Consider the following 21,823-nt stretch of genomic DNA (forward strand, 5'->3'; position numbering starts at 1 on the left):
AGTATAAGGAGCACACAATTTATCCTGCACAAATGAGGTTTGACTACAACACTCATGATTACCTACCGCTAAGGTTTGATTATTACCGCTACATCCACTCATAAATTAGGTTTCCTCCTATAAATCAGTATTGAATATATAACTATGTAACTAGAAGATAGCCTGTATCCGCTAGTACCTCTAATAACTTGCCCATTTGCAACGCATATTCGATAAATGGTTATTTGTCTTAGTACGGTTTACCCATAGCATAAATAAACTAAATTCCAAGGATGTTAATGGAGAGCGAGGTTGGGGGATTTGAAAACAGTTACTCAAACGATACGCCAAAAGACCGTTGTTAATGTAAAAACAGGCTGCTGCTCATCAAAGAGGAAAAAGAAGAGATGCAAAAAGAAGCCGAGATTTGATATATGTGGAAAAATAAAAATATGCGGTCGTATATTTCAAAAATGCGATGGAGAGTCCCGTGTTTACTTTCGGACCGTAGGTATTCGCCGCCCATCTACAAGTGTCTTAAAAATCGAAAACGAATCGGACTGCAAAATGAAAGCTACCATAAATATGAAGTCAAAAAAGAAAATTGAGCAGACAATAGATGAATATCAAGAGGCTGTTTTTGTTGTAGGCTCTATTAAAAACTTAAGAATAATGTGCACCAGAACAAGCGAAGAGGGTAAAATTTGCAAAGGTAAATTCGAATTAATGATTCGCTCCAGAAGTGCATAATGATTGTTCATATGTCTGCAAAAAACTGAACATTTATTTTCTTTTTCTTAGACATTCTCGCATTGCCTACTGCAGTCCATTTTATCAGCTAGTCTATTTGCTTATTGTGAAATGCAAAGCTATTTCAGTAGAGTCTGCGGTATGGTAGGCTGACGGGAAACGGGACTTGTGTATGCATTCTATTTCCCTTCTATGCGATTTGCGTAATAACAAGGTGTGCTGAAACAGGCCTTGTTCCTCCAGCGAGAGGAGTGATGGTAAGTGCCGTGGAATTGCCAGCAGGATTACGTACAGTGAGTACTGAACTGATGACTGTTGTTTGCACAAGAGCCATTCCTACTATCTGAGAAGTACCTGTTGCTCGCCCGACCACCGTATAGACTAGGTCAGTACCATTGAGAGTTAAAATCAATTGGCCTGCTTCGGTCACACTCACCTGAAACAAGACCTGATAAGTGCCAATTGCGGACAAGTTAAAAGTACTGGTTCCAGTACGGGTAATAACAGTTCCACTCGTAGGTCCATTTTGCGGGAAACTTACGTCTGTACCTGGAGCAACTGTTGCTGCGTTATCAGAAGGCATCAACGCATAAAAATCTGCAAAGCTTAACATGTTTACTGTCATGCCTCTACAAACGTGGCAACAAGAAAAATGGGAATCACTTACATATATTCTCTGAGACACCTTAACCACACCCTTCGAGTTTATTGATAACACACTAAATAAACATCCTTAATGGTGGAAGAGCTTTTGTAGCCCTACAAACAAACGAAAGGAAGTTGAATCTATTGATAAGCTTGCAGATTAATAGGACAACGCTTTACAAACTAGACGCAAGTCATACCTGAATAATAAGCTCGTTTGTAGATTGAGTTTTTTTGGCTGGATTATCAGCATTTAAATATACCAATTTCCGTTGATGGATTGAGAGAATTTAGTTTATGGTTCAGACACAAAATTTCTTTGATATTTCAAATTATATAATTTAGTTAATCAACAACCTGTTTTATATAGCTATAATATGCATATTAAGATGTTCGGGGATATGCATTAATACTATGGTGTTTTGCACATTTTCATATTATTTTCGATATAGATTTTGTCATTGATTTTGACAAAAGTCTGTACCCATTAATAACTGAAAACGTGTGGGATATTGTAGTAAAGCCAAGGATGAAACTATCTCATCATTAACCTATTTTTCGAAAAATAGTTTTTAGTCTAGCTAAAGCAGGTTATCAGTCCAATCCTGAAATAAACTACCCACGAACACTGAACCAGATCTATAGGGAGATGTCATTAAATGAGTTGTCTAGATGATAAGAAACGGTGTAAAAAGAAAACCATAATTGTTTGCCCTCCGAAGAGAAAAAAAGAAACGTTGTCTTCGAGTAATAAAAAAAATAACTCAGGTAACTTGTCCACCGCCTGAAGTAAATATTACTACTCCAACGGTTGTTGGCCCTCCGGGACCACAAGGCGTACAAGGCCCTGCAGGAGGGCCTCCCGGACCACAAGGAACTCAAGGCCCGCAAGGCCCGCAAGGTGCTCAGGGAATTCAAGGAACTCAAGGTGCACAAGGAACTCAAGGCCCGCAAGGAGCTACAGGTGCACAAGGGGCAGCAGGATCCGGAGGATTAATTCCATTTTCAACGGGTATCATCATCAGCGGTGCTACAGTAGTATCAGCTGCTCCAATTTTAATGGGTTTTGGTAATCACACGGTTGAAGTTATTGACGGTTCTGGAGAATCAACTATGCCACCCGAAGCAGGTGGTTTTGCTTTCCCAATTCCCTTTGCAGGTACTGTTCAAAATTTACAAATAAGTGCTGATTTATTGGTTGCTTCTGTCGTTTCTATAAATACTCTCGGTCTTCAATATGATTTTACAGTATTCCTCGCACCATCAGTTCCTAATAATGGGATTGATCATATTTCTTCACCTTACGTTACAACGCCGCTGACTAGTTCGGTTAGATTCGGATTTCCGAATAATATCATTACAGCTGGTACTTTCCGTACCGCAACGAATATAAATGTTGGGGGATCATTAATAGTTGCTGCGGGTGATCGTATTAATATTCGCGTAAGGACGCTTATGTCGACGGATCCCTCAGCAGCTGATATCACCCAACTATCATTTAGTGCCAGTCTATCTTATACTCCTTCTTAATAAGCCTTCAGCATTGTAATACACCAATAACCGTCCTTATTAGGGGTACCGCCACATGCCCATCAAGCTAAATGAATCTATACCCCAAACTGGAAAAATAATCTATCCTTTCTATATCAAGCATAATTCCATAGAAAGGATGGTTTAACATGAATTCTATTCCACTTTCTATCAGTGAAGAAATGCATTTACTAGCCCAACAGCTTCAATATCATTTTTCTCCTACCCAACTTGAGGAACTCGCTAGAAAAGCTGGCTTCGTCCAACGAAAAAGCAAATATACCGCGCAGGATTTGGTTTCCTTATGTGTCTTTTTAAATGATCATGTATCTATGACTCCCCTCACTCGATTATGTAGCCAACTTGATGCCTCCAATCATCTTTCGATGAGCGCAGAGGGATTGAACCAGCGGTTCAATCCCTCTGCTGTTGCCTTCCTGCAGTCTCTTTTTTCAACGCTTCTCCAAGAAAAAATCTCGGCTTCCTTCTCACTGCCTTGTGAATGTAACTCCTATTTTCATCGAATCCTTATTTTGGATTCGACTGTTTTTCAACTTCCAGATCCCTATGCCGACCGTTACCAGGGATCCGGAGGAAGTTCTCATACGGCTGGTATGAAAATTCAATTCGAATACGAGTTGAAAACCGGAGAATTCTTACAAGTGGATGTTGGCCCCGGAAAAAACAACGACGGTCTATATGGTTCAAAACGAGCAAAAACGGTGGAAATAAACGACCTTTGTATTCGAGATTTGGGCTACTTTTGTTTAGAAGACTTCGAAGAAATAGAGCAGCGAGGAGCTTTTTATGTTTCGCGGTTAAAATTGAATATCCGCGTATATGAACAAAATCAGGAAGTTGAACAATTCAAGGATGGCAAGGTAAAAAAACAATCATTGTTCAAAGAAATCGATTTGGAAGCGATCATGAATTGCCTTCAATCCGGAGAAATGGTAGAACTTCCCGAAGTGTATCTGGGTCTCTATAAAAAATTTCATACACGGCTTCTCATTTGCAAACTTACGGAAGAACAGACTCAAAAGCGGCTCCTGATGCGTGCTAAACAGGAGAAAAAGAAAATCATGACTTACAAAGAACGAACAAAACGCTTAAGTGCCATCAATATCTACATGACCAATGCCCCTGACATTTACTTAAAAAAAGAGCATGTCCATGACCTGTATTCCCTACGCTGGCAAATCGAGATTTTATTTAAAACGTGGAAATCCATCTTCCATATTGACCGATGCAAACCAATCAAACCGAACGTTTTGAATGTCATGTATACGGGCAGTTGATCGCCATTTTGCTTAGTTCTTCTCTCATGTTTCAGATGCGCAGGCTTTTGTTGATGAAAAAGAAAGAAAGCGGCTGATGTCCAGCGGGTGCTTCTCCAATTCTATCGGATGATTGAAAAGAATGGACGCAAGTCACATCGGTATGAGAAGAAAACCGTATTTGACATTCTAGGTGTAGTCTATGAGTATAGACAGAAATCACGATCCGCTGCCTAGGGAAAGAAATTTTTAAAACGAAGCCCCAAGGCTTATTTAAGTTTGTACAAAATCCAGTTCTAAGCTAATTGATTTGGATCAAGTGACGAACGTTAGCATCTGTTCCTTTTTCTTTATTCTTAGCTTGATGGGCATGTGGTGGGACCCCTATAAGAGGTGAAATTGAACCATATTACCTTATTTATGCATTGAGCTTTGTGGCTGGAGCAAGGATATTTGTTGTAGTTGAAGAAGTGATTCCAAGCACACAAGAAAAAGGAAATAAGGATCTCGAATCGGCAGCCTTCTCCAAAGAAATTAGGGATTTTTGAAAACTATTATTTGATGATCGAAAAAACACATTATATGACTTAAAGAGTAATTGTCGTGTGACAAGAATATAGTCCGATTAAGATCCTCGTAAATAGCGACGAGCCAATGACAAGAAACAGATCCCATTCCAGACGGATCGGTTCATGACTTTTTTTGTTATGCAAATGGATGGATAGCTTAAGGATATAAAAAATGAATATGGTGGGATTTTCAAGAGATGATAATCAATTCTCAACTAACGGACAGAAGTGAACAATAACGATATGTATGGTCCATTATAAAAGTGCTGAACGAAAAATTTGACTTCAGGAGACAATAATTCTGCTCTATTGGAAAAAATTGTTGACAGCTTGCGATGGCTCATGTATTTATTAAGTAATAAATATGGAGAGCATCAAGAAGTGGTCAAAGAAGACCGCAAACAACAAATTGTCGAAGCCGCCATAACCGTCTTCGCCAAGTAGGGATATTACACATATCGCTCACGCAGTGGGGATTACGCGGCCGAATGTGTTTCATTTTTCAATACGAAGGAAGATCTGTTTATCGCAGTGCTGCAGCAGTCCGTCCAACGTATTGCAGGCATATTCGGGGAAGTTGTGGCGCCGGCGGAGCAACTGATGGATCAGATGGGTACAGCGTTCTATGACCTGTTGGAAATACACCAGAACAAAACGCTTCTGTCGATTCAGGCGTTCACGACGGCTGAGCCGATCATTCGTCAAAGGTCAAGGAAGGCTTTGCCCATATACATCAGGTGGTAAAGGGAAAATTCGAGCGAGTTCAGATTCCGCAGCCCGGTTTTCAGGCGTCTAGCTTCATTGGCCTTGGGATGGCTGCGGTAATGTCAGAGGTATTGGAGCTGCCCGAGCTTTCACCTTACTGTGAGAAGGACTAACAAACTTTTTCCTATTTTTGATTACATATATATTAATTAATAACGATATGTTCAGGGAGATGAATCTCAATGGCGAAAGTAATACCGGGAAGATACACAGCTCGTATGGAGGGGGATTTCGTCGTCTTCCTAATCGGCATGCGCGTCAATCGGCTCTGGGCTGTACACAAATGGCTACCGGTATTTCTGGCAATGGGACCCATGGTGCGGGAACTTTACACCAATCGCAAGCTCGGCTTCCGTGGCACGGAGTTCATGCTGGGCTGGCGCAGCGTCCATCTGCTCCAATATTGGGATTCGTATGAGCAACAGGAGTCGTATGCCCGAGGAGGGCAGCATCTTACCGCATGGCGAAATTTCAACCGCAAGGTCGGAACGGATGGAACAGTCGGAATTTACCATGAAACCTTTAAGATCAGAGCCGACGAGTATGAGTGCGTATACGGTAATATGCCGGTGTTTGGGCTTGCGAAGGTGTCGGAGCATATTCCGGCTGTTGGCAAAATGGAGACGTCGCGCCGCCGTATGGGAGGGGAGAATGAGCCCGCCGTGCCGACTCCAGTAAATCCTCAATAATCGTCGTAGAGCATTGCGCTAACGAGGTGCTTGGATACTAAAGGAACGTTTAGTAATTGGCACATCTTTTCAATCCGAAATTCAAATCGATGTTCATAGATGAGTCTGAACGTAATTATTTCAGATTTTTCGCAAAGTAGGCGCCGCCTTTTTTAAGATTTCATTCTTTTCTTTTAAGTCTACGAGCTGCTTGCGTAGCTTGCGCATCTCCTCATCTTCAGGCTTTAAATTTCCATTGAAGCGTCGCCAGCTACTGCAGCGCAGCATACCTGAATGCGGTATCACGTGATTGGGCGGAACGCTCGGCTGGCCGGCAACCACTCTTATCCTTATAAACACAATAAGAAATCTTATATTACTTTATTTATCAACAGATATCCGAGATATTCGAGATATCTGTTTTTACTTTTTCCATAGTCAGTTCACGTAGCCTTTTCTTTGGAACAAATAATCGTATCCCAGCGTCTGTTTCATTGGGTACAGGAGTCGGGCAAATAAAATGCAATAAGTTACTGCTCAACCATAATCGGCAACTATACATATACAAATCATAAAACATATCAAAAATTTGCTTTTCCTTAAAAACAAGGACCCTTGTAACAAGTATCGCAAAATTTAGTCATAGTAACAACGCAGCCCCGGTGCAAGTATTTCAATTGCATAAAATAGGAATTGAAACAGAGGAGAGAGAATGGGTTACACAGATAGAACTAATGCCAATAATTGTACAATCGTGCTGGGTATACATAAACAATTTCACCTAACCTCCTTTACGATAAGAGCTGGGGCTACAACCAACGTTTTGGCGGAACAGCCGCGTAAAATAGTTGTAATCGGGAATTCCAATTTTCTCTGCGACCTCCTGCACCAGCAGGCTGGTTTCGGTTAACAACCGTTTGGCCTGAATCATGCGAAAGTTGGTCAAGTAATCGGTGTAATTGATGCCAATTTCTTTTTTGAAAATCGAGCTGAAATAATTCGGAGTAACGTTTACCTGCTGGCAAATGTCGGTGATAGAGAACGGCGTATGGTAATGGGCGGTGATGTACAGCAGAGCCCTCTCCACAACTTCACGGTAATGGACGTTAGGGTCACTTGCGTGTGGAAGCTACAGTTCCGTTTGTCTGTTTCGGGTCAAAAGTTGAAGGAAGGGTTCGACATCATGCAGCGTTTCTACCATTTGCAGCTTTTCTATGTATTTATGCACTGTCGGATCCAACTGGAAGAGGTGTTCTGCCGTCTGCTCCAGCCAAGCCATGACCTGTAAAGGGTGAAACCGCGCTTCTTCTAGTTTGGAGATGAGGAGCTCGTGAATCTCCTTCTTGATATAGCTTGGATCAGCCGCGCTGTTGACGCTTTCCAACGCATTGTTTAGTTGTCGAACTGACTCTTTATCCATAGAGGCGTAGCGGTCGTCCGGCGTGTACATGGAAAAGCTGTTGTTTCCTGAATAAAAGCGCTGCTTGCCCGCAGTCTCCGCTTCCCGAAGAGCTTCCTTTAATGAATGGTGCAAAAATTTCGACAGCGGTAGACCGGGCGGACGCGGCTTTATACTGCTGAAGCTGACCGATAGGGTAAATGGCAAATATTGTATGGCTGCATGGCTCATCTTCGTAAATACCGTTAGAGCCAATCGTTCATACTCTTCGTCTTGCCTTATACAGGCCTCATTCCAGTGAAGGAGCAGCAGAAGCTCACCATCATTCCAAGCCAGAATGTTGCATTTACAGCAGTGAAAAGAAAGTTCCTCCAAGATCTGGGCAAGCGCATATTTAAAGAGCGCCATATCTCGGGTAGAATACGTTTGATGAAGGCCGGTGTAGTCATCAATATGAATAACGGCCGCCGAAAAAGCGGAGGTAGGAGGATGAAGCTTCAAATCGATTAACTGTTGGGCAATTTCCTCATTAGCAAAGGTATTATTCAGCACATCCAGCACAAATTGTTTGCGGAGAACCGGGAGCTGTTTATGCAGCAGATGCCGGACGTTGATTTGGTCCAGCATATGGGAGCGCTCCTCCTCAATTTCTAAGCGGGCTTGCTTCAGCAAGGCCAGCAGCTCTTCATTCCACGACGTCACCTTCAGCATATATCCCAGTGCTCCGAGGGCAACGGCTTTGCGGGCGAACTCGAATTCCTGATAATTGGACAAGATGATGACCTTGATTGTCGGATGCTTTTCTTTTAACCTGAGTGTCAGTTCAAGTCCGTCCATTCGGGGCATGACGATATCCGTGATCACGATATCCGTATGCAATTGTTCACACAGCAGTAAAGCTTCTTCACCGTCCTCGGCGTCGCCTACGATTTCGAATCCATTTTCCTGCAAAGCGAATCCGTAATGGAATCTTTCTCTAACCAAGGGTTCATCGTCGACAATAATCAACCGGATGTTCTGATTCATAAAAATTCACTCCCTTTCAGATCGATTTGGAAACACAACAGGGTAATGAATCTCAACACGCGTACCTTTGTTTACCTCGCTCCGAATCTTTAAGCCGAATTCCGGGCCGAAGTGGAGTTGCAAACGGTCATGCACGTTTTTCAAACCAATGGAGTTATAGCCTGCAAGCTTCGTTAAGGTCGTTTGATCCACCTGTTCCAGCAGAGTAATAATCCGCTCTGGCGGTATCCCCACTCCGTTATCCTCAATGTATAGCATTACCGAAGAACGGTCCGGTAGAACGTCACCTCCAATCTTAATGATGCCTTGCTTTCGCTTCCCTTTGATCCCATGGAAAATGCAGTTTTCGACGATAGGTTGCAAAGTCAGCTTCAAGATCCCCAACTTCAGAAGCTCTTCGCTCAGGTGATACTCGACCCTAAACTTATTGGCGTAGCGGATTTGCTGAAGCTCGACATAATACTGCAGCCCGGTTAGCTCCGTTTCGACAGGGACCCATTCGCCCTGCTTGTCCATCGTATATTGAAATAACCTCACGAGAGAATGAACAATGACCGGTATTTGCTCGGTCCGTTTGAGATCCAACAAAGCGTTAATGGAGTTCAGCGTATTATATAAAAAATGCGGATTAATTTGCGCTTGAAGCGCTTTCAATTCAAATTGTTTTTTCATCACCTCCACTTGCGACTTTTCCTCAATCAGTGTTTCGATCTGGTTCAACATGTCATTGAAGGAATTGCTAAGGGTTAAAAACTCGTCATTGCGCGAAAATTGAATCCGGGTTTGCAGGTTTCCTCTCTTTACCTTTTCCATGTCCCGAATCATTTTGGTGATGGGTTTATTAATATATCCGGACAAATGAAGGGACAGCACAATCATGACCAGTGAACAAATGATGGCCAAATAAGAGGCGAACGATCTCAGATCATTCACTTTGGACAGAAAACTGTTCTCATCCACAAAATAGACTAGGGAGAAATCATTAAAGCCGATAAAGGAACGGGTGACCAAATAACGGGTATGGGTTTCCTTGACCTCGATAAAACCACGAGTATGCTCTTTATCTTGCAGCCATGCTTTGAGTACAGGCATCAAATGGCTGTACTTGTCACTTGTCATTTTGATGTCGGTCAGCACGGGATCGTACTGTTTATTGTACAAAATCATGGAGATATGGCGGTCAAAATTAATTTTGGCGATGGAATCGTTCAGATTGGACAAGTTGACATCGGCTACGAGTACACCATTGATATCGGCGCCGATACGTACCATTCTGGAGAGAGAAAAGGTCAACCCCTTCGCAGCATCCAAATAAGGGCCGATAGAAAACAGGTTCGTATTGTCTTGGACGGTTTCGTCGACTATTTGCTTGAGCTTGTTTTGAGGAGGGTCTTTGGTGCCTAAGGACGGGTATTTGGTTAAATCGTTGGAGATGTAGTAAACTTCCTGCCAGAAAGAGGCAGATCCAAACTTGTATTGCTCCAATACTTTCACAATATCTGCATGTGTCAAGGTCGAACCATTTCGGACAATATCGCTCGACAGCAAACTGAAAGCCATGCGCATATCATACAAATATTGATTCAGCTGGTCATCAGTTCGTTTGGCAAGCATCTGGATACGCTCGTATTCGTTATTCGTAATTATGGTAATGGAATAATGAAACACTATAAACCCTAAGGTCAACGCAGCCGTCAGCGGTAAAATCGAGCTGATTAGAAAAATTTTGAACCGAATTTGGTTGAAAAAAGGGAGAATATTGCGCTTGACCATTTTTTTTAGAATTGAATTCACCTCTGCCGCAAGTTTGACTCCATTTTAATATGCGGTTTCCCCGTTGTAAACACGAATTGTAGATTGAAGAGCGATTCAAAGCATTGATGTTTACACCCTGATCGTAGAATGTTACACAATGGCTTCCCACTGCAAGGTATTATAATGAAGAGGAAGCTGCACAATAGTTAAGGGAGGCGTTAGCCAAATGAAAAGTCCAGAAAGGAACTACAAACGAATCGCAGGCTTGGTTGTACTTACTACGACATTATTTGTAAGCGGTTGCTCCGGCATTGAATCCGGTCCATCCGGTGATTCGGGCAGAGGAAAAAATAGCGACAACTCCAAGAAAGTAGTCAAGCTAGTCTTGCCCACGGGAGGGACAGCGGATGAAGAGCCCTATTACCAAGGCCAGGTAAAGAAATTCAATGACCTCAACCCGGATATTGATTTGCAGGTTCAATTCATTCCTTCCGCGCAGTACGGCAATACGACTACATTAATGTTCGCTTCCGACGATTGGCCTGATATTATTCGGATGAACGGCAGCATAGCGACGAAAATGACGATTTCTTATGAGAAAGGTTGGATTCGTCCGTTAGATACTTATGTTACGGAGGAATTTAAGAAGAGATTTCCGAACAACTTTTTTAGTCCAGGAGGCAGACTGTATATCGATGGCAAATTATACGGCATACCGTTCAACGATAACCGGGAAACGGCATTTCGCCCGCTGTACGTCAATATGGACATTCTTAAAAAGTTCGGATACAGCGCCCCACCGAAAACCTGGTCGGAATTAAGGGAGATGGGGGCCAAGATGACGAAGGATGGTGGCGGCAAAGTATACGGTTATTCTACAACTTCCTCGGTGAACTTGGATGGAATTAACTTGTTTGAAACCAATAATGGCAAATATTTGGATGCGCATTTGACGGAAGGCGCCTTTATTTACGATACGAAGACTGGCAAATCGGCGGCCAGCAATCCGCAGCTGGTGGAAGCGGTCAAATTCCTGCAAAGCATGAATGCAGATAAAACGTTTATGCCCGGGTTTGAATCTGTCGATTTGGCCAAGCTGTACCAACAATTTGCTACAGGAAGTGTAGCGATGTTTATAGGACAAAACTGGGTGGCTCCCGAAATTCGCAAGCTGAACCCGCAAATCAACATGGTGCTCGCACCGATGCCGGTTCCGGATTCAGGAAGAAAAGGATATAAGGCGATTTATGGGGTATCTGAGCCTTTCTACGGCATTACTTCGAAGTCGAAGCACCCTGAAGCAGCCTGGAAAGCGATTGAGTTCTTCAGTACGCCGGAATTTCACGAAGGCTGGTACAATATTGTGCAGCTGCCGACCGTATTTTTCGATAAGTATAGATTCGCGCAGCCGGATGAGGGACGTGACAAGGTTGCCAGACAAATTCTTGAGGGCGCCAAAACCGATCTCCGTGTAGGCCCTTATCCGACCCAAATCGATCCTAATGCCGAAAAGCTGCTTTCCGCTATACAGGCGAATGCGCCCAAGCCGAATCTGAACGAGCTCATCAACCTCGCTGTCATTGGGAATAAAGATTACGAGTCGCTGGCCAAGGATTATGATCAGAAGATGGAAAAAATTGTGGATGAGCAAATAGCGGCCATGGCCAGCAGTGGTATCAAAATTTCCCGCAATGTTCTCATTGCGCCATCGGATTGGGACCCTACCAAAGATTACATCAAGTAAGATTGTGCCTAATCATTGAATGAGGATGAGACAAGATGAATATTAATCTTTTAGGAGCATGCATATGACGACGACCAAGATGAGTCTTTCTTCCGAGGTTGCAAAACCAAGACGGAATAAGCTGCTTTCCCGAATGTCACAGCATACATGGCACTATATCTTCGTTACTCCGATGCTGATCTTGTTTGGGATGTTTACATTATGGCCGATGGCGGGAAGTATTTATTACTCTTTCTTTAATTGGGATGGCGTAGGAGCACCGACGAAATTTATCGGACTGGGTAACTTCAAGGAGATCATTATCGATCCGTATTATTGGAACGCGTTCAAGAATAATTATATTTTCGCTTTTTCCCAAGTCGCCATTCAATATCCGCTCGCTCTAATCTTGGCGATGATACTCAACAACATACTATTAAAGGGAAGAAATGTGTATCGCCTGTTCATTTTCTTACCGGTTATTACAACGACAGCGGTCATTGGCTTGGTATTCACGTTATTGCTACATCCGGTGGGGGGAGCGATCAGCGCCTTTTTAAAAATGGTCGGGATGGAGCCTATTAATTTCTTGGGCAATCCAAAGTTGGCTCTGTCCACAGCTATTGCTGTAGCTATCTGGAAAAATATTGGAATCACGATCATTTATTGGTTGGCTGCGCTGCAAACCGTTCCTGCGGAGCTGTATGAGGCTGCCAAAATTGATGGGGCCACACGGACGAAAGCGCTCATCCACATTACTATACCGTTGATTGCACCGATCGGGTCGGTCATCCTGCTGCTGACGTTTATCGGCAGTCTCCATCCGTTCGACCTAATCAAAACCTTAACGAATGGCGGCCCGATGTATACGACGGATGTGGTGGATACTTACGTTTACCGGTATGCCTTTTCTCCCGAGAGCAACCTTCCGCGCTATGGATTTGCCTCCGCCGCAGGGTTTTTATTCGGAGTCACGGTCATGCTAATCACATTGCTACAGGCCCCAGTTCTGAAAAAAGTCGGACAATATCGTTAAATTGTGAGGTGATTATATTGAGCAGGAAACTCGGCCAATCCGTCTTTCATATCGTCTTTATCCCGCTTGTCGTCCTTTGGAGCTATCCCTTTTTATGGATGATCTCCTCGGCATTCAAGTCACAGAAGGAAATGCTTCTTGGCGGGGCGCATTTAATCCCGGAAACCTTCACCTTGGCTAATCTGGAGCGGGCGTGGGTCAAAGCCAAGTTTGCAGCTTATTTCTTCAATTCCGTAGTGGTCACCTGTTCTGTCGTACTGCTAATTCTCATCATATCTGCGACGGCAGGCTATGCGCTTGCTCGTGGAAATATGCCGGGCAAAAAGTGGATTGTTACAGGGCTGGTGGCTACCATGTTTCTGCCGAAGGGGGTCACGATACTACCTGTATTCGAGCTGATTCAAGGGCTGGGGCTCAATAATTCCTATGCCGCAATCATATTGGCTGAAGCGGGGCCGGCCAACATCGTGGCGATTCTGCTATTCATGGGCTACTTTTCGAACATCCCAGCGGAGCTAGAAGAGTCTGCAGTTATGGATGGAGCCAAATTTCTAGTGATTTTCTCGAAAATTATGCTCCCACTCACGAAGCCGATTATCGGTACGGTAACCATTTTTAATTTCATCGGCTCCTGGAACGCCTTTTTGGTTCCGTTGGTATTCACGCTTTCAAAACCCAAATTAAGGACACTCGGTGTGGGGATGTATTCCTTTTTCGGGGAGAGTGCTGTGGATTGGGCCGGCTTCGCCGCAGGCGCCCTGATTTCGGTTACGCCGACGATCATCATCTTTTTGTTTTTCCAAAGATACTTTATTGAAGGGCTGGCTGGAGCGGTCAAAGGATGACTGCAATGAACGAGAATGGGGAAATGCGAGAGGAGGCGCTGCCATGAAACGAAGTCGAACGGCTATCGTTACTGGAGCCAGTACGGGAATTGGCCAAGGAATTGCTTTGAAACTGGCTTCCTGCGGATACGATATCTTTATGTCACACCTAAATGAGCCGGAAGAGGCTAGAGAAGTCGCACGGGAAATCGAACAGGTTCACGGCAGAAGGTGTGTAGTTTTCCAAGGGGATCTTTGCTTGGCGGAAACGTCAGGGCAGTTAGTTGAAAGTGCACTTAAAGAGTTCGAGACTATCGATGTTTTAGTCAATAATGCCGGAATTACCCGCCTTGGAAAAATTACCGAGTATACCCAAGAGACCATGGACTTCCTCTTTCATTTGAATTATAGAGCTCCGATGCTGATTACCGGCCTTGTCTCCAAGCATATGATCGAAAAGCAGATCGGAGGCAGCATCCTGTATACGACATCGTCTCGAGGAACAAGAGCTTACCCGTCGGACGCAATTTATGGTGGGCTCAAGGCGGCGTTGGATCGTTCCATCCAATCAATCGCTCTCGAGCTCGCACCTTATGGCATTCGTGTCAATGCGATTGCCCCAGGCGCCATCAGGGTCAGACCTGCGGCCGAGTATCATGAGAAGCTGGGAAAGCGGATTCCGCTTGGAAGGATGGGACTCCCCACGGATATCGGTGGCGCCGCAGCGTTCTTATGCTCCGATGAGGCTTCCTATATTACTGGCATCACTTTACGGGTCGATGGTGGTCTGATTTTGCCGGGAATGCCCGAAACACCTAGCGTGGACCCAGACAACATCTGGGGAAAATTGAATTAGAAAAGGACGGTATCAAGCTATGGCGATGAGTGAAAAATTGGTAATCCGAGATGTTAAAACGATATTAACCGCCCCCGAGGGCATCAATCTGGTCGTTGTGAAGATCGAGACAAACGAACCCGAATTATACGGGTTGGGCTGCGCGACGTTTACCCAGCGATATTTGGCTGTTGCTACGGCGATTGATGAATATTTAAAGCCGTTTTTGATTGGAAAAGATCCATCCCGCATCGAGGACATTTGGAATACGGCACTGGTCAGCTCGTATTGGCGTAACGGTCCCGTGCTTAACAATGCGATATCAGGGATCGACATGGCTCTTTGGGATATCAAAGGGAAAATAGCGGGCATGCCGGTATATGACCTGCTTGGGGGCAAATGCAGAGAGGCGGCTGCGGTCTATCGTCATGCTGACGGCACAAGCTTGCAGCAGGTCGAAGAGAACGTCATCCGATATAAAGAGCAAGGCTATAGGTATATTCGCTGCCAATGGGGCGGATATGGTGGTAAGCAGAAAGCCATGCATACCCCCGAAGGGGCAGTTGCGGGAGCTTATTATGATCCGGATGCTTATGCCCGTAGCGTACCTGCCTTGTTCGAGCATATCCGTTCCAAAATCGGATATGAAGTGGAGCTGCTCCACGATATTCATGAACGGGTCGCTCCGATCGAAGCTGTACGTCTAGCCAAGCAATTGGAACCGTATCGTTTATTTTTCCTGGAAGACCCGCTCGCTCCGGAGGATCTGAACTGGTTTCACGCCATTCGTAATCAATGCTCCACGCCGATTGCAATGGGGGAATTGTTCGTTCACCCGCAGGAATGGATTCCGTTGATCAAAAATCAATTGATCGACTTTATCCGCTGCCACATCAGCGCGATCGGGGGCATCACACCTGCGCGAAAGCTGGCTGTGTTGTCAGAGGCGTTCGGCGTACGCACCGCTTGGCACGGTCCCGGCGACGTATCGCCTGTCGGTCATGCGGCTAATCTGCATCTGGATATGAGCTCGCTGAACTTCGGCATCCAGGAATGGTACAATCCCTCCGATGTGATCCGCGAAGTATTCCCGGGCACACCGGAAGTCCGCAACGGCTTCGCTTACTTGAACGGTAAGCCGGGCCTTGGCATTGACATTAACGAGGAGTTGGCGGGCAAATATCCGACCGAGAACAAGCTGCCGGCTTGGACGCTGGCGAGAAGGCCGGATGGCACATCGGCACGACCTTAGGGATTGGAGTGAATTATAGGCTGTCCCTATGTCTAACGATGGGGGACAGCCTTTTTGATTTGGGGGAATGGTTCGCGGTAAATAGGTGGAAATACATGGTATAATAAGACAAAACCAAGGGGAGATTGATCCATAATGTCCAAATGCACTATCACTCTGAGCAATAGGCGAATAAATGTTGAAGTGGCACGCCCTGGTGAAATATATCAGGGTTCCAGATTTGATTGGAGCGGACAGATTATGAAAGTGACGTTGGATGGTGAACACACCTTCACATCCACTGAATCCTTGATTTCTGGTGAGGGAACAGGTGGTTTCGGGCTCTGCAATGAGTTTGGCATGAATCAACCGATTGGATACCACAACTGTCTTCCCGGAGAAACTTTCCTAAAGCTCGGTATTGGTTTACTAACTAAGCCCGATGAAGCGGAATATAACTTCTTTAGAAATTATTCGGTTAACCCATCCCCAATTGAAATCACGCAAACTAATAACAGCATTACATATGAATCGGTTACCCAAGCCTGTAGGGGTTACGGAGCCCGACTGAAAAAAACAATTTGTATTGAAGAAAATATGTTGAGAATAGATTATCAATTGATCAATATTGGCAGTAAAACGCTAGAAACCGATGAATATAACCACAATTTTGTTAATATTAATGAGTCAATACTTGGACCGTCATACCGACTACAATTGCCCTTTCAGATTTCATCCTCGCTTCCTAAGATATTTAAACTAAGCGGTGATATTCTTCAATGGTTGTCAGAACCACATGAAACCTTCTATTTTCGGGAGGATTGTCCTGAAATAAGCAATCCTTCTTGGGTATTAACACATGAACCAAGCGGTGTCGCAATAAAAGAAAGCTTAAATATGCCTTTGGTTAGATTCGCTCTTTGGGGAAGGTCACATGTAGTAAGCCCAGAAATGTTTATAAAAATTAAAGTTGATCCCGGAGAGACCCTTGAATGGCGTAGAGAGTACTGCTTTATATCAAAATAGTGGTTTTGGTGCAACAATTACAACTGTTCTCGTTGAACTTAAACTGCGAGCATGACGGTTTGCTCATCTTGCACGTTCAGTTTCTATGAACTCTGAAATGTTGTTGATCTATCATGGAGATTGCTTCAACAATAATTATTAAAAACCATCACTCACAATTCGTGGATCAGGCATAGAGTATTAAAGTTGTGGAACTCTTCAAAATAAATTGGTTAAAAGTTGAATCGTTATCTGACGTAGGAGTGCAGAACGGCTATGTACTTCGTGACTATTTGGTATCAATATAACCAATCATATTCGCAAAATAACCGGTAGAATATGGCACCCAAAAGAAGGAGTGTGGTCTTTTCCTGATTCAGAAGAATCAATTCAAGGGGTAGTACAGAAACTACCCATTCAAACCGTTCATATTCATCCAGCATTTGCTTGAGGCTGGAACAGAATTGATTCGTGTAACAATCTCCCATGTAAGATTATTACATGAAATAGGTGCAAAGATACAAGAGTTATGTGAAATGACCTAAAAGAAAATTGGAAGGTGATCAAGTGATTGATGATCGTAAATTTTTATTAGAAGCATTTAAAGAAGCTGAAAAATCGAAAGAAGAAGGTACTTACCCAATTGGAGCAGTAATTGTAAATTCAGATGGTATGATTATTAGTAGAGGTAGAAATAAGGTTTTTTCAGATTGTGACACAACGGCACACGCTGAGGTTGATGCAATTAGAATATCTGGGTTGGCTATGCTAGATATAGAGAATAAGAGGTTTTTAAAGGAGGATTTTACTTTATATACAACCTGTGAACCTTGTCCAATGTGTAGTTGTTCAATATTATTATGCTTTAGTATAAAGAGAGTGGTATGGGCGGCGAATGATAAAGAAATGGGTGCAATGAGAAAGTTTAAAGAAGGACCGCACTTTCTAGATAGATTTAATAAGATTTCTTATGATGCTGCTCCCTTTAGAGATTTAGAAATTAGACAAAGGAAAATGATGGCTGAATGGTCAATAAGTCGAGGATTTAAGGATACACCTTGGCAATATGATAATGAAATTGAGGAATAGATATAACAATCATTTTTGAAAGCAGGTTCGAGAGGCCGGTCACTTCTCATAACACCGTGTCTATGCCGCGGGCCATACGGCGCTTGGTCTGCAGTGGAATTTCGAGGAAGCATATTCAGCAGACAGCCCTGCACTGCCTAACCGCGTCGCGGTGACTGGTAATGGTTTTTCTTAGGGTGTGGGAACGATAGAAATCAATGGTTGGATTCAGTGTTTGATGAAAGTGTTGATCAATCAAATAAAGATCAAATGTTATCGGCAATCGAAAAGCATTTTGGTCTGTCATGATTTATTGGAGAGACTTATAGAGCTATCGAAGAACTATAACTCAATAAATAACTAAGACGCGGCTGCTGGCATAGATCGGCAGCCGCATTGTGCTAACGGGAGGATAGTTGAACAGGGGATTATTTCCAAACAAGAAGGAAAGATTATAATAAGCATTGAATTTATCTAGGGGTGAGTGATTACTGCATCTCTATAACAGGAGGTTGTTAGGTATGTCGAGAGAATTATGGTTGAACCTGCCAGTGCGAGAACCAGAACGGGCAAAGGCATTTTATACCCAGCTCGGTTTTCAGTTGAATGAGCAGTATGCGAGTCAAGATGGCTCATTCAGCTTGATCGTCGGCGATAATCAGGTTGTTTTGATGCTCTTCCCGGGATCCGCGTTCCGTAGTTTTGCTGGTAATGAGGTTGCGGATTCGTGGCAGGGCACTGAAGTATTATTCTCTCTGGGGGCGAACTCCAGGGATGAAGTTGATGAGTTCGCTTTGAAAGCCGAACGTGCCGGCGGCACTGTATTCAGCAAGCCGGGCGAAAAGGATGGCTGGATGTACGGCTGCAGTTTTGCCGATCCGGACGGTCATCGGTGGAACCTGTTGTATATGGATATGAGCAAATTGCCGCAAGTAACGGGTGCGTTAGTTGAAGAAAAAAGGACATAACATATTAGTCATATAAAATATGTTGTGTCCTTTAATTTATCTATCTTTTTTCAATTTCGGTCTTGATAATATCACAAAATAAAGTATTAGTCTGGATATAAGCATTAAGCTAACTGACAGGATAACGCATTCTATAGTTCAATAAATGGTATACATTCATTGTTGTGCAAGCCATAAAAAGAGGTGTGTTATGAGTGAAGTTCAGATATGTCCAATGAGGATTGAGGATTATGATAAGATAGCTCATTTTTGGTCAAAAATCTTTGGCAATACTATTTCTTTGGAGTTCGATAGTAGAGAGAGGATTAGCGCATATTTAAAACGTAATCCAGAGTTCAGCACTGTCGCTAAGAAGGGTGATGATATTATTGGAACGGTATTATGTGGTCATGATGGGCGACGCGGCTCTCTATATCATGTTGCTGTTTCGGAAGAGTATCGACATAAAGGAATAGCAAACGAAATGGTTCAGCGAAGTCTTTCTTTACTCAAACAAGAGGGTATTGGTCACGCTATGTTGTTCGCATACCTTGAGAATACAACTGCAATTCAGTATTGGAAAAAGAATAGGTGGGTAGCTTTGCCTAACGTCCTATATCATTACAAGCACCTATAAAGAGGTCTTATTGGACATTAAGCTGTCGTAGAACGATAGTCGAAGAGTTGCTATGCAGCATACGCTATACTTGGTTAAATGAGTCAAGATGATATCCTTTGAAAAAGAATCATGTAAATTTCAGTTTAGGATAGGTTGTATCATAATAAATAATAATAATAATAAGATTCTATTATAAAGGGCAATCGAAAACCAAAGATGGTTTTTACCTGGCGGGACAATTGAAAGAGAAATCTGGGAAGAGTTCGCTGTTTCTGTTATTGACAAAAAACTTATATGGTTAGTGGAGAACGTTGCTTTGCCTCAAGATAGATCGATTTATCTTCAAAAATCTGAATTTATTAGTAACAAATAAGTCCGGCGACACACAAACAAGATGTCATTGTTTTGCCAGCATCTATGTGAAAATCCGGACATTTCTCGCCATCATTTGGTTCATCTTTTGCTTTCTTTAATTATGTACGCACAGATACACGAAGTAATGAGAGGCAAAGTATGCCAAACAACAACATTCCCACGGATGAAGCACCAAGCATAACGCTGACACCAAAGCGATCATAAATGTTGCCCGTTGCTACAGGCCCCAGCCCGCTGCCGAGAAATAATGAAAAAGCAAACACCGAAACAGCCGTTGCCCGTCCTTGCGGAAGAAGGTCCGTGGCATAAGTCTGAAGCGTTGAATGGCAATAGCTGAATCCGAATCCGAGTACGATAAAACCTATTGTCAATGTGATGATGCTTTCCCAGCCCCATACCAAGCAAAAACCAAGCGCCATTAGTAATGAGCCTACTATCGGCATACGTGGAGCTCCGATGTGCTCTATAACCTTTGTTATCGTCCGGCTGCCAAGAAAGGCGCCAGCGCTGTAAGTCGCAGTAAGCAGTCCAATGAATAAATAGGATAAATGAAGCACGGACACACCATAAACGCCGAGAAACGTAAAACCGCCAAAAAACAAAAAGCCCTCAAAAAAAACGAGCATGTAAATCAACCATGCTCTGCGCATTTTTATTAACGTAACATAACGTTGGCAGAGAGGCTGCGGCTTCGCCGAAGGAACAGCACTATGCTTGCGCTGCTGCCATAACAACCATAGGACGGGAAATGCCACAAGTCCAAGAATCAAAAATAATAGCTGGTAGCTGGCGAATTGAGCGACCAGGCCGCCTATTACAATCCCCAATGCTTGACCCGTGGTCGACAACGACATAAAAAAAGCTATCGCCCGCGGCCTCTCAGAAATGTCATACTGATCCCCGATCAATGCCAGCGTAGTCGGAATAATACCCGCGGCAAACATGCCGGTAATAAAACGTAAAAGTAAAAGCCATGCGAAGCTATCGATCAGCCCGCAGGCAATCGTGCCGATTGAAAATAAACTTAAGGAAATTAGAATCGTTTTCACTTTGCCGAACCGATCCACGATCGGACCATAAACCAATTGAAATACACCATAAGGTATCGAATATGCTGTAATAAGCAATGCCGCATCCGAAGCGTTCGTATGAAAGAGGTCTGCGATTGCCGGGAGCATAGGAGTGATCGCCCTGTTATCCGCGTTAACAAGAAAGCTGGCAAATCCGAGTGACCAGAGCATCTGCTGCTGTCTGGCCCTACTTCGCATGGATGCGCTATGTACGTTGGAATCTTCCTGGGTCATATTCTGATTTAATGTGCTCAAAGCTGGATGCCTCCTAGCGATCAACTAGTTTTCATCATATCATTTTTTTGAACAAAGTTTCATATACATTTCGCAAAAAGTCCAAAAAATAATTGGGGAATGTGAGATTCCTGTTATAAAGTAGAGTGGGATCCGCTGATACTAATTGCATATCAAGAAGCAATAGAAAAGCAAAAAGAACAATTATTTCAGAGACGAAATTAAATAAGTACCTTAAAATCGACTATCATACATAAGTCCTCACAAGCGGAAAGTTATTACTAAAATTTTATCTGAACATTCCGATGGAAAGCGGACAACTGAAGCACGGGTGAATTGGAACAACACTAATATATGGACGAAGATCCTGTCGGGCAGCATATCCGACCTCCATGAAACATGTCAAAAGATATACCCGATTCCGCATCAGGTCCTCGACTGTAGCTTCATAGCTTCATGCCCACCTCCAGTGAATGGTGATTATCTTTATAAA

At 43.5% G+C, this 21,823-nt stretch carries 18 protein-coding genes and 1 pseudogene; 14 read left to right on the forward strand and 5 right to left on the reverse strand.

Annotated elements, in window-relative coordinates:
• Window positions 1-291: 291 nt before the first annotated feature.
• Complete coding sequence (locus BM210_RS32225) at window positions 292-729, forward strand: hypothetical protein (protein WP_091176784.1); 438 nt, start codon at window positions 292-294, stop codon at window positions 727-729.
• A 190-nt stretch (window positions 730-919) separates the two neighbouring features.
• On the opposite strand, the gene BM210_RS32230 is transcribed toward BM210_RS32225, so the two are convergent.
• Window positions 920-1,312, reverse strand: coding sequence for a hypothetical protein (locus tag BM210_RS32230; protein WP_091176813.1), 393 nt, complete (start codon window positions 1,310-1,312; stop codon window positions 920-922).
• A gap of 767 nt (window positions 1,313-2,079) precedes the next feature.
• Between BM210_RS32230 and BM210_RS32235 the strand changes: the two genes are divergently transcribed.
• The 4 genes and pseudogenes from BM210_RS32235 to BM210_RS32250 all read left to right on the forward strand — a co-directional run bounded on the left by BM210_RS32235 (window position 2,080) and on the right by BM210_RS32250 (window position 6,204).
• Entirely contained in the window at window positions 2,080-2,904 is an 825-nt protein-coding gene (locus BM210_RS32235) for a hypothetical protein (RefSeq protein ID WP_091176785.1), read from the forward strand.
• 149 nt (window positions 2,905-3,053) lie between these two features.
• A pseudogene (locus tag BM210_RS32240) lies at window positions 3,054-4,418 on the forward strand (IS4 family transposase).
• Between the two features lie 863 nt (window positions 4,419-5,281).
• Window positions 5,282-5,494, forward strand: coding sequence for a hypothetical protein (locus tag BM210_RS32245; RefSeq protein WP_091176786.1), 213 nt, complete (start codon window positions 5,282-5,284; stop codon window positions 5,492-5,494).
• Between the two features lie 203 nt (window positions 5,495-5,697).
• Complete coding sequence (locus tag BM210_RS32250; RefSeq protein WP_091176787.1) at window positions 5,698-6,204, forward strand: DUF4188 domain-containing protein; 507 nt, start codon at window positions 5,698-5,700, stop codon at window positions 6,202-6,204.
• Window positions 6,205-6,964: 760 nt separating this feature from the next.
• On the opposite strand, the gene BM210_RS32260 is transcribed toward BM210_RS32250, so the two are convergent.
• Genes BM210_RS32260 through BM210_RS32270 form a run of 3 tightly spaced genes read right to left on the reverse strand, consistent with a single transcriptional unit; the run spans window position 6,965 to window position 10,402 of the window.
• Window positions 6,965-7,270, reverse strand: coding sequence for a helix-turn-helix transcriptional regulator (locus BM210_RS32260; protein WP_091176789.1), 306 nt, complete (start codon window positions 7,268-7,270; stop codon window positions 6,965-6,967).
• A gap of 42 nt (window positions 7,271-7,312) precedes the next feature.
• On the reverse strand, window positions 7,313-8,608 hold the full coding sequence (locus tag BM210_RS32265) for a response regulator (RefSeq protein WP_091176790.1): 1,296 nt from the start codon (window positions 8,606-8,608) through the stop codon (window positions 7,313-7,315).
• Between the two features lie 6 nt (window positions 8,609-8,614).
• Window positions 8,615-10,402, reverse strand: a complete 1,788-nt coding sequence (locus BM210_RS32270) for a sensor histidine kinase (protein WP_143101140.1) — start codon at window positions 10,400-10,402, stop codon at window positions 8,615-8,617.
• Window positions 10,403-10,589: 187 nt separating this feature from the next.
• Here BM210_RS32270 and BM210_RS32275 point away from each other — a divergent pair, with 187 nt between their 5' ends.
• From BM210_RS32275 to BM210_RS32315, 9 genes are all read left to right on the forward strand, one after another.
• Window positions 10,590-12,107: an ABC transporter substrate-binding protein gene (locus tag BM210_RS32275; protein ID WP_091176792.1), complete on the forward strand. Its 1,518-nt coding sequence runs from the start codon at window positions 10,590-10,592 to the stop codon at window positions 12,105-12,107.
• Window positions 12,108-12,171: 64 nt separating this feature from the next.
• Window positions 12,172-13,122: a carbohydrate ABC transporter permease gene (locus BM210_RS32280; RefSeq protein ID WP_218185008.1), complete on the forward strand. Its 951-nt coding sequence runs from the start codon at window positions 12,172-12,174 to the stop codon at window positions 13,120-13,122.
• 8 nt (window positions 13,123-13,130) lie between these two features.
• On the forward strand, window positions 13,131-13,967 hold the full coding sequence (locus tag BM210_RS32285) for a carbohydrate ABC transporter permease (protein ID WP_371263576.1): 837 nt from the start codon (window positions 13,131-13,133) through the stop codon (window positions 13,965-13,967).
• Window positions 13,968-14,010: 43 nt separating this feature from the next.
• Window positions 14,011-14,802 carry an SDR family NAD(P)-dependent oxidoreductase gene (locus BM210_RS32290; RefSeq protein WP_091176793.1) on the forward strand — a complete coding sequence of 264 codons (792 nt, stop codon included), beginning with the start codon at window positions 14,011-14,013 and terminating at the stop codon, window positions 14,800-14,802.
• A 19-nt stretch (window positions 14,803-14,821) separates the two neighbouring features.
• Window positions 14,822-16,033, forward strand: a complete 1,212-nt coding sequence (locus BM210_RS32295; RefSeq protein WP_091176794.1) for an enolase C-terminal domain-like protein — start codon at window positions 14,822-14,824, stop codon at window positions 16,031-16,033.
• Window positions 16,034-16,273: 240 nt separating this feature from the next.
• Window positions 16,274-17,038: a hypothetical protein gene (locus tag BM210_RS32300; RefSeq protein ID WP_143101141.1), complete on the forward strand. Its 765-nt coding sequence runs from the start codon at window positions 16,274-16,276 to the stop codon at window positions 17,036-17,038.
• Window positions 17,039-17,584: 546 nt separating this feature from the next.
• Window positions 17,585-18,106, forward strand: a complete 522-nt coding sequence (locus BM210_RS32305) for a nucleoside deaminase (RefSeq protein WP_305728478.1) — start codon at window positions 17,585-17,587, stop codon at window positions 18,104-18,106.
• A gap of 500 nt (window positions 18,107-18,606) precedes the next feature.
• Window positions 18,607-19,053 (forward strand): VOC family protein, encoded by a 447-nt coding sequence (locus tag BM210_RS32310; protein ID WP_091176796.1) that lies wholly within the window; start codon window positions 18,607-18,609, stop codon window positions 19,051-19,053.
• Between the two features lie 190 nt (window positions 19,054-19,243).
• Window positions 19,244-19,669, forward strand: coding sequence for a GNAT family N-acetyltransferase (locus tag BM210_RS32315; RefSeq protein WP_177238135.1), 426 nt, complete (start codon window positions 19,244-19,246; stop codon window positions 19,667-19,669).
• 455 nt (window positions 19,670-20,124) lie between these two features.
• Here the strand turns inward: BM210_RS32315 and BM210_RS32320 are convergent, their stop codons facing one another.
• Window positions 20,125-21,351, reverse strand: a complete 1,227-nt coding sequence (locus BM210_RS32320) for an MFS transporter (protein ID WP_091176798.1) — start codon at window positions 21,349-21,351, stop codon at window positions 20,125-20,127.
• Window positions 21,352-21,823 lie beyond the last annotated feature (472 nt).

Source organism: Paenibacillus sp. 1_12 (assembly GCF_900114475.1).
GTDB lineage: Bacteria > Bacillota > Bacilli > Paenibacillales > NBRC-103111 > Paenibacillus_S.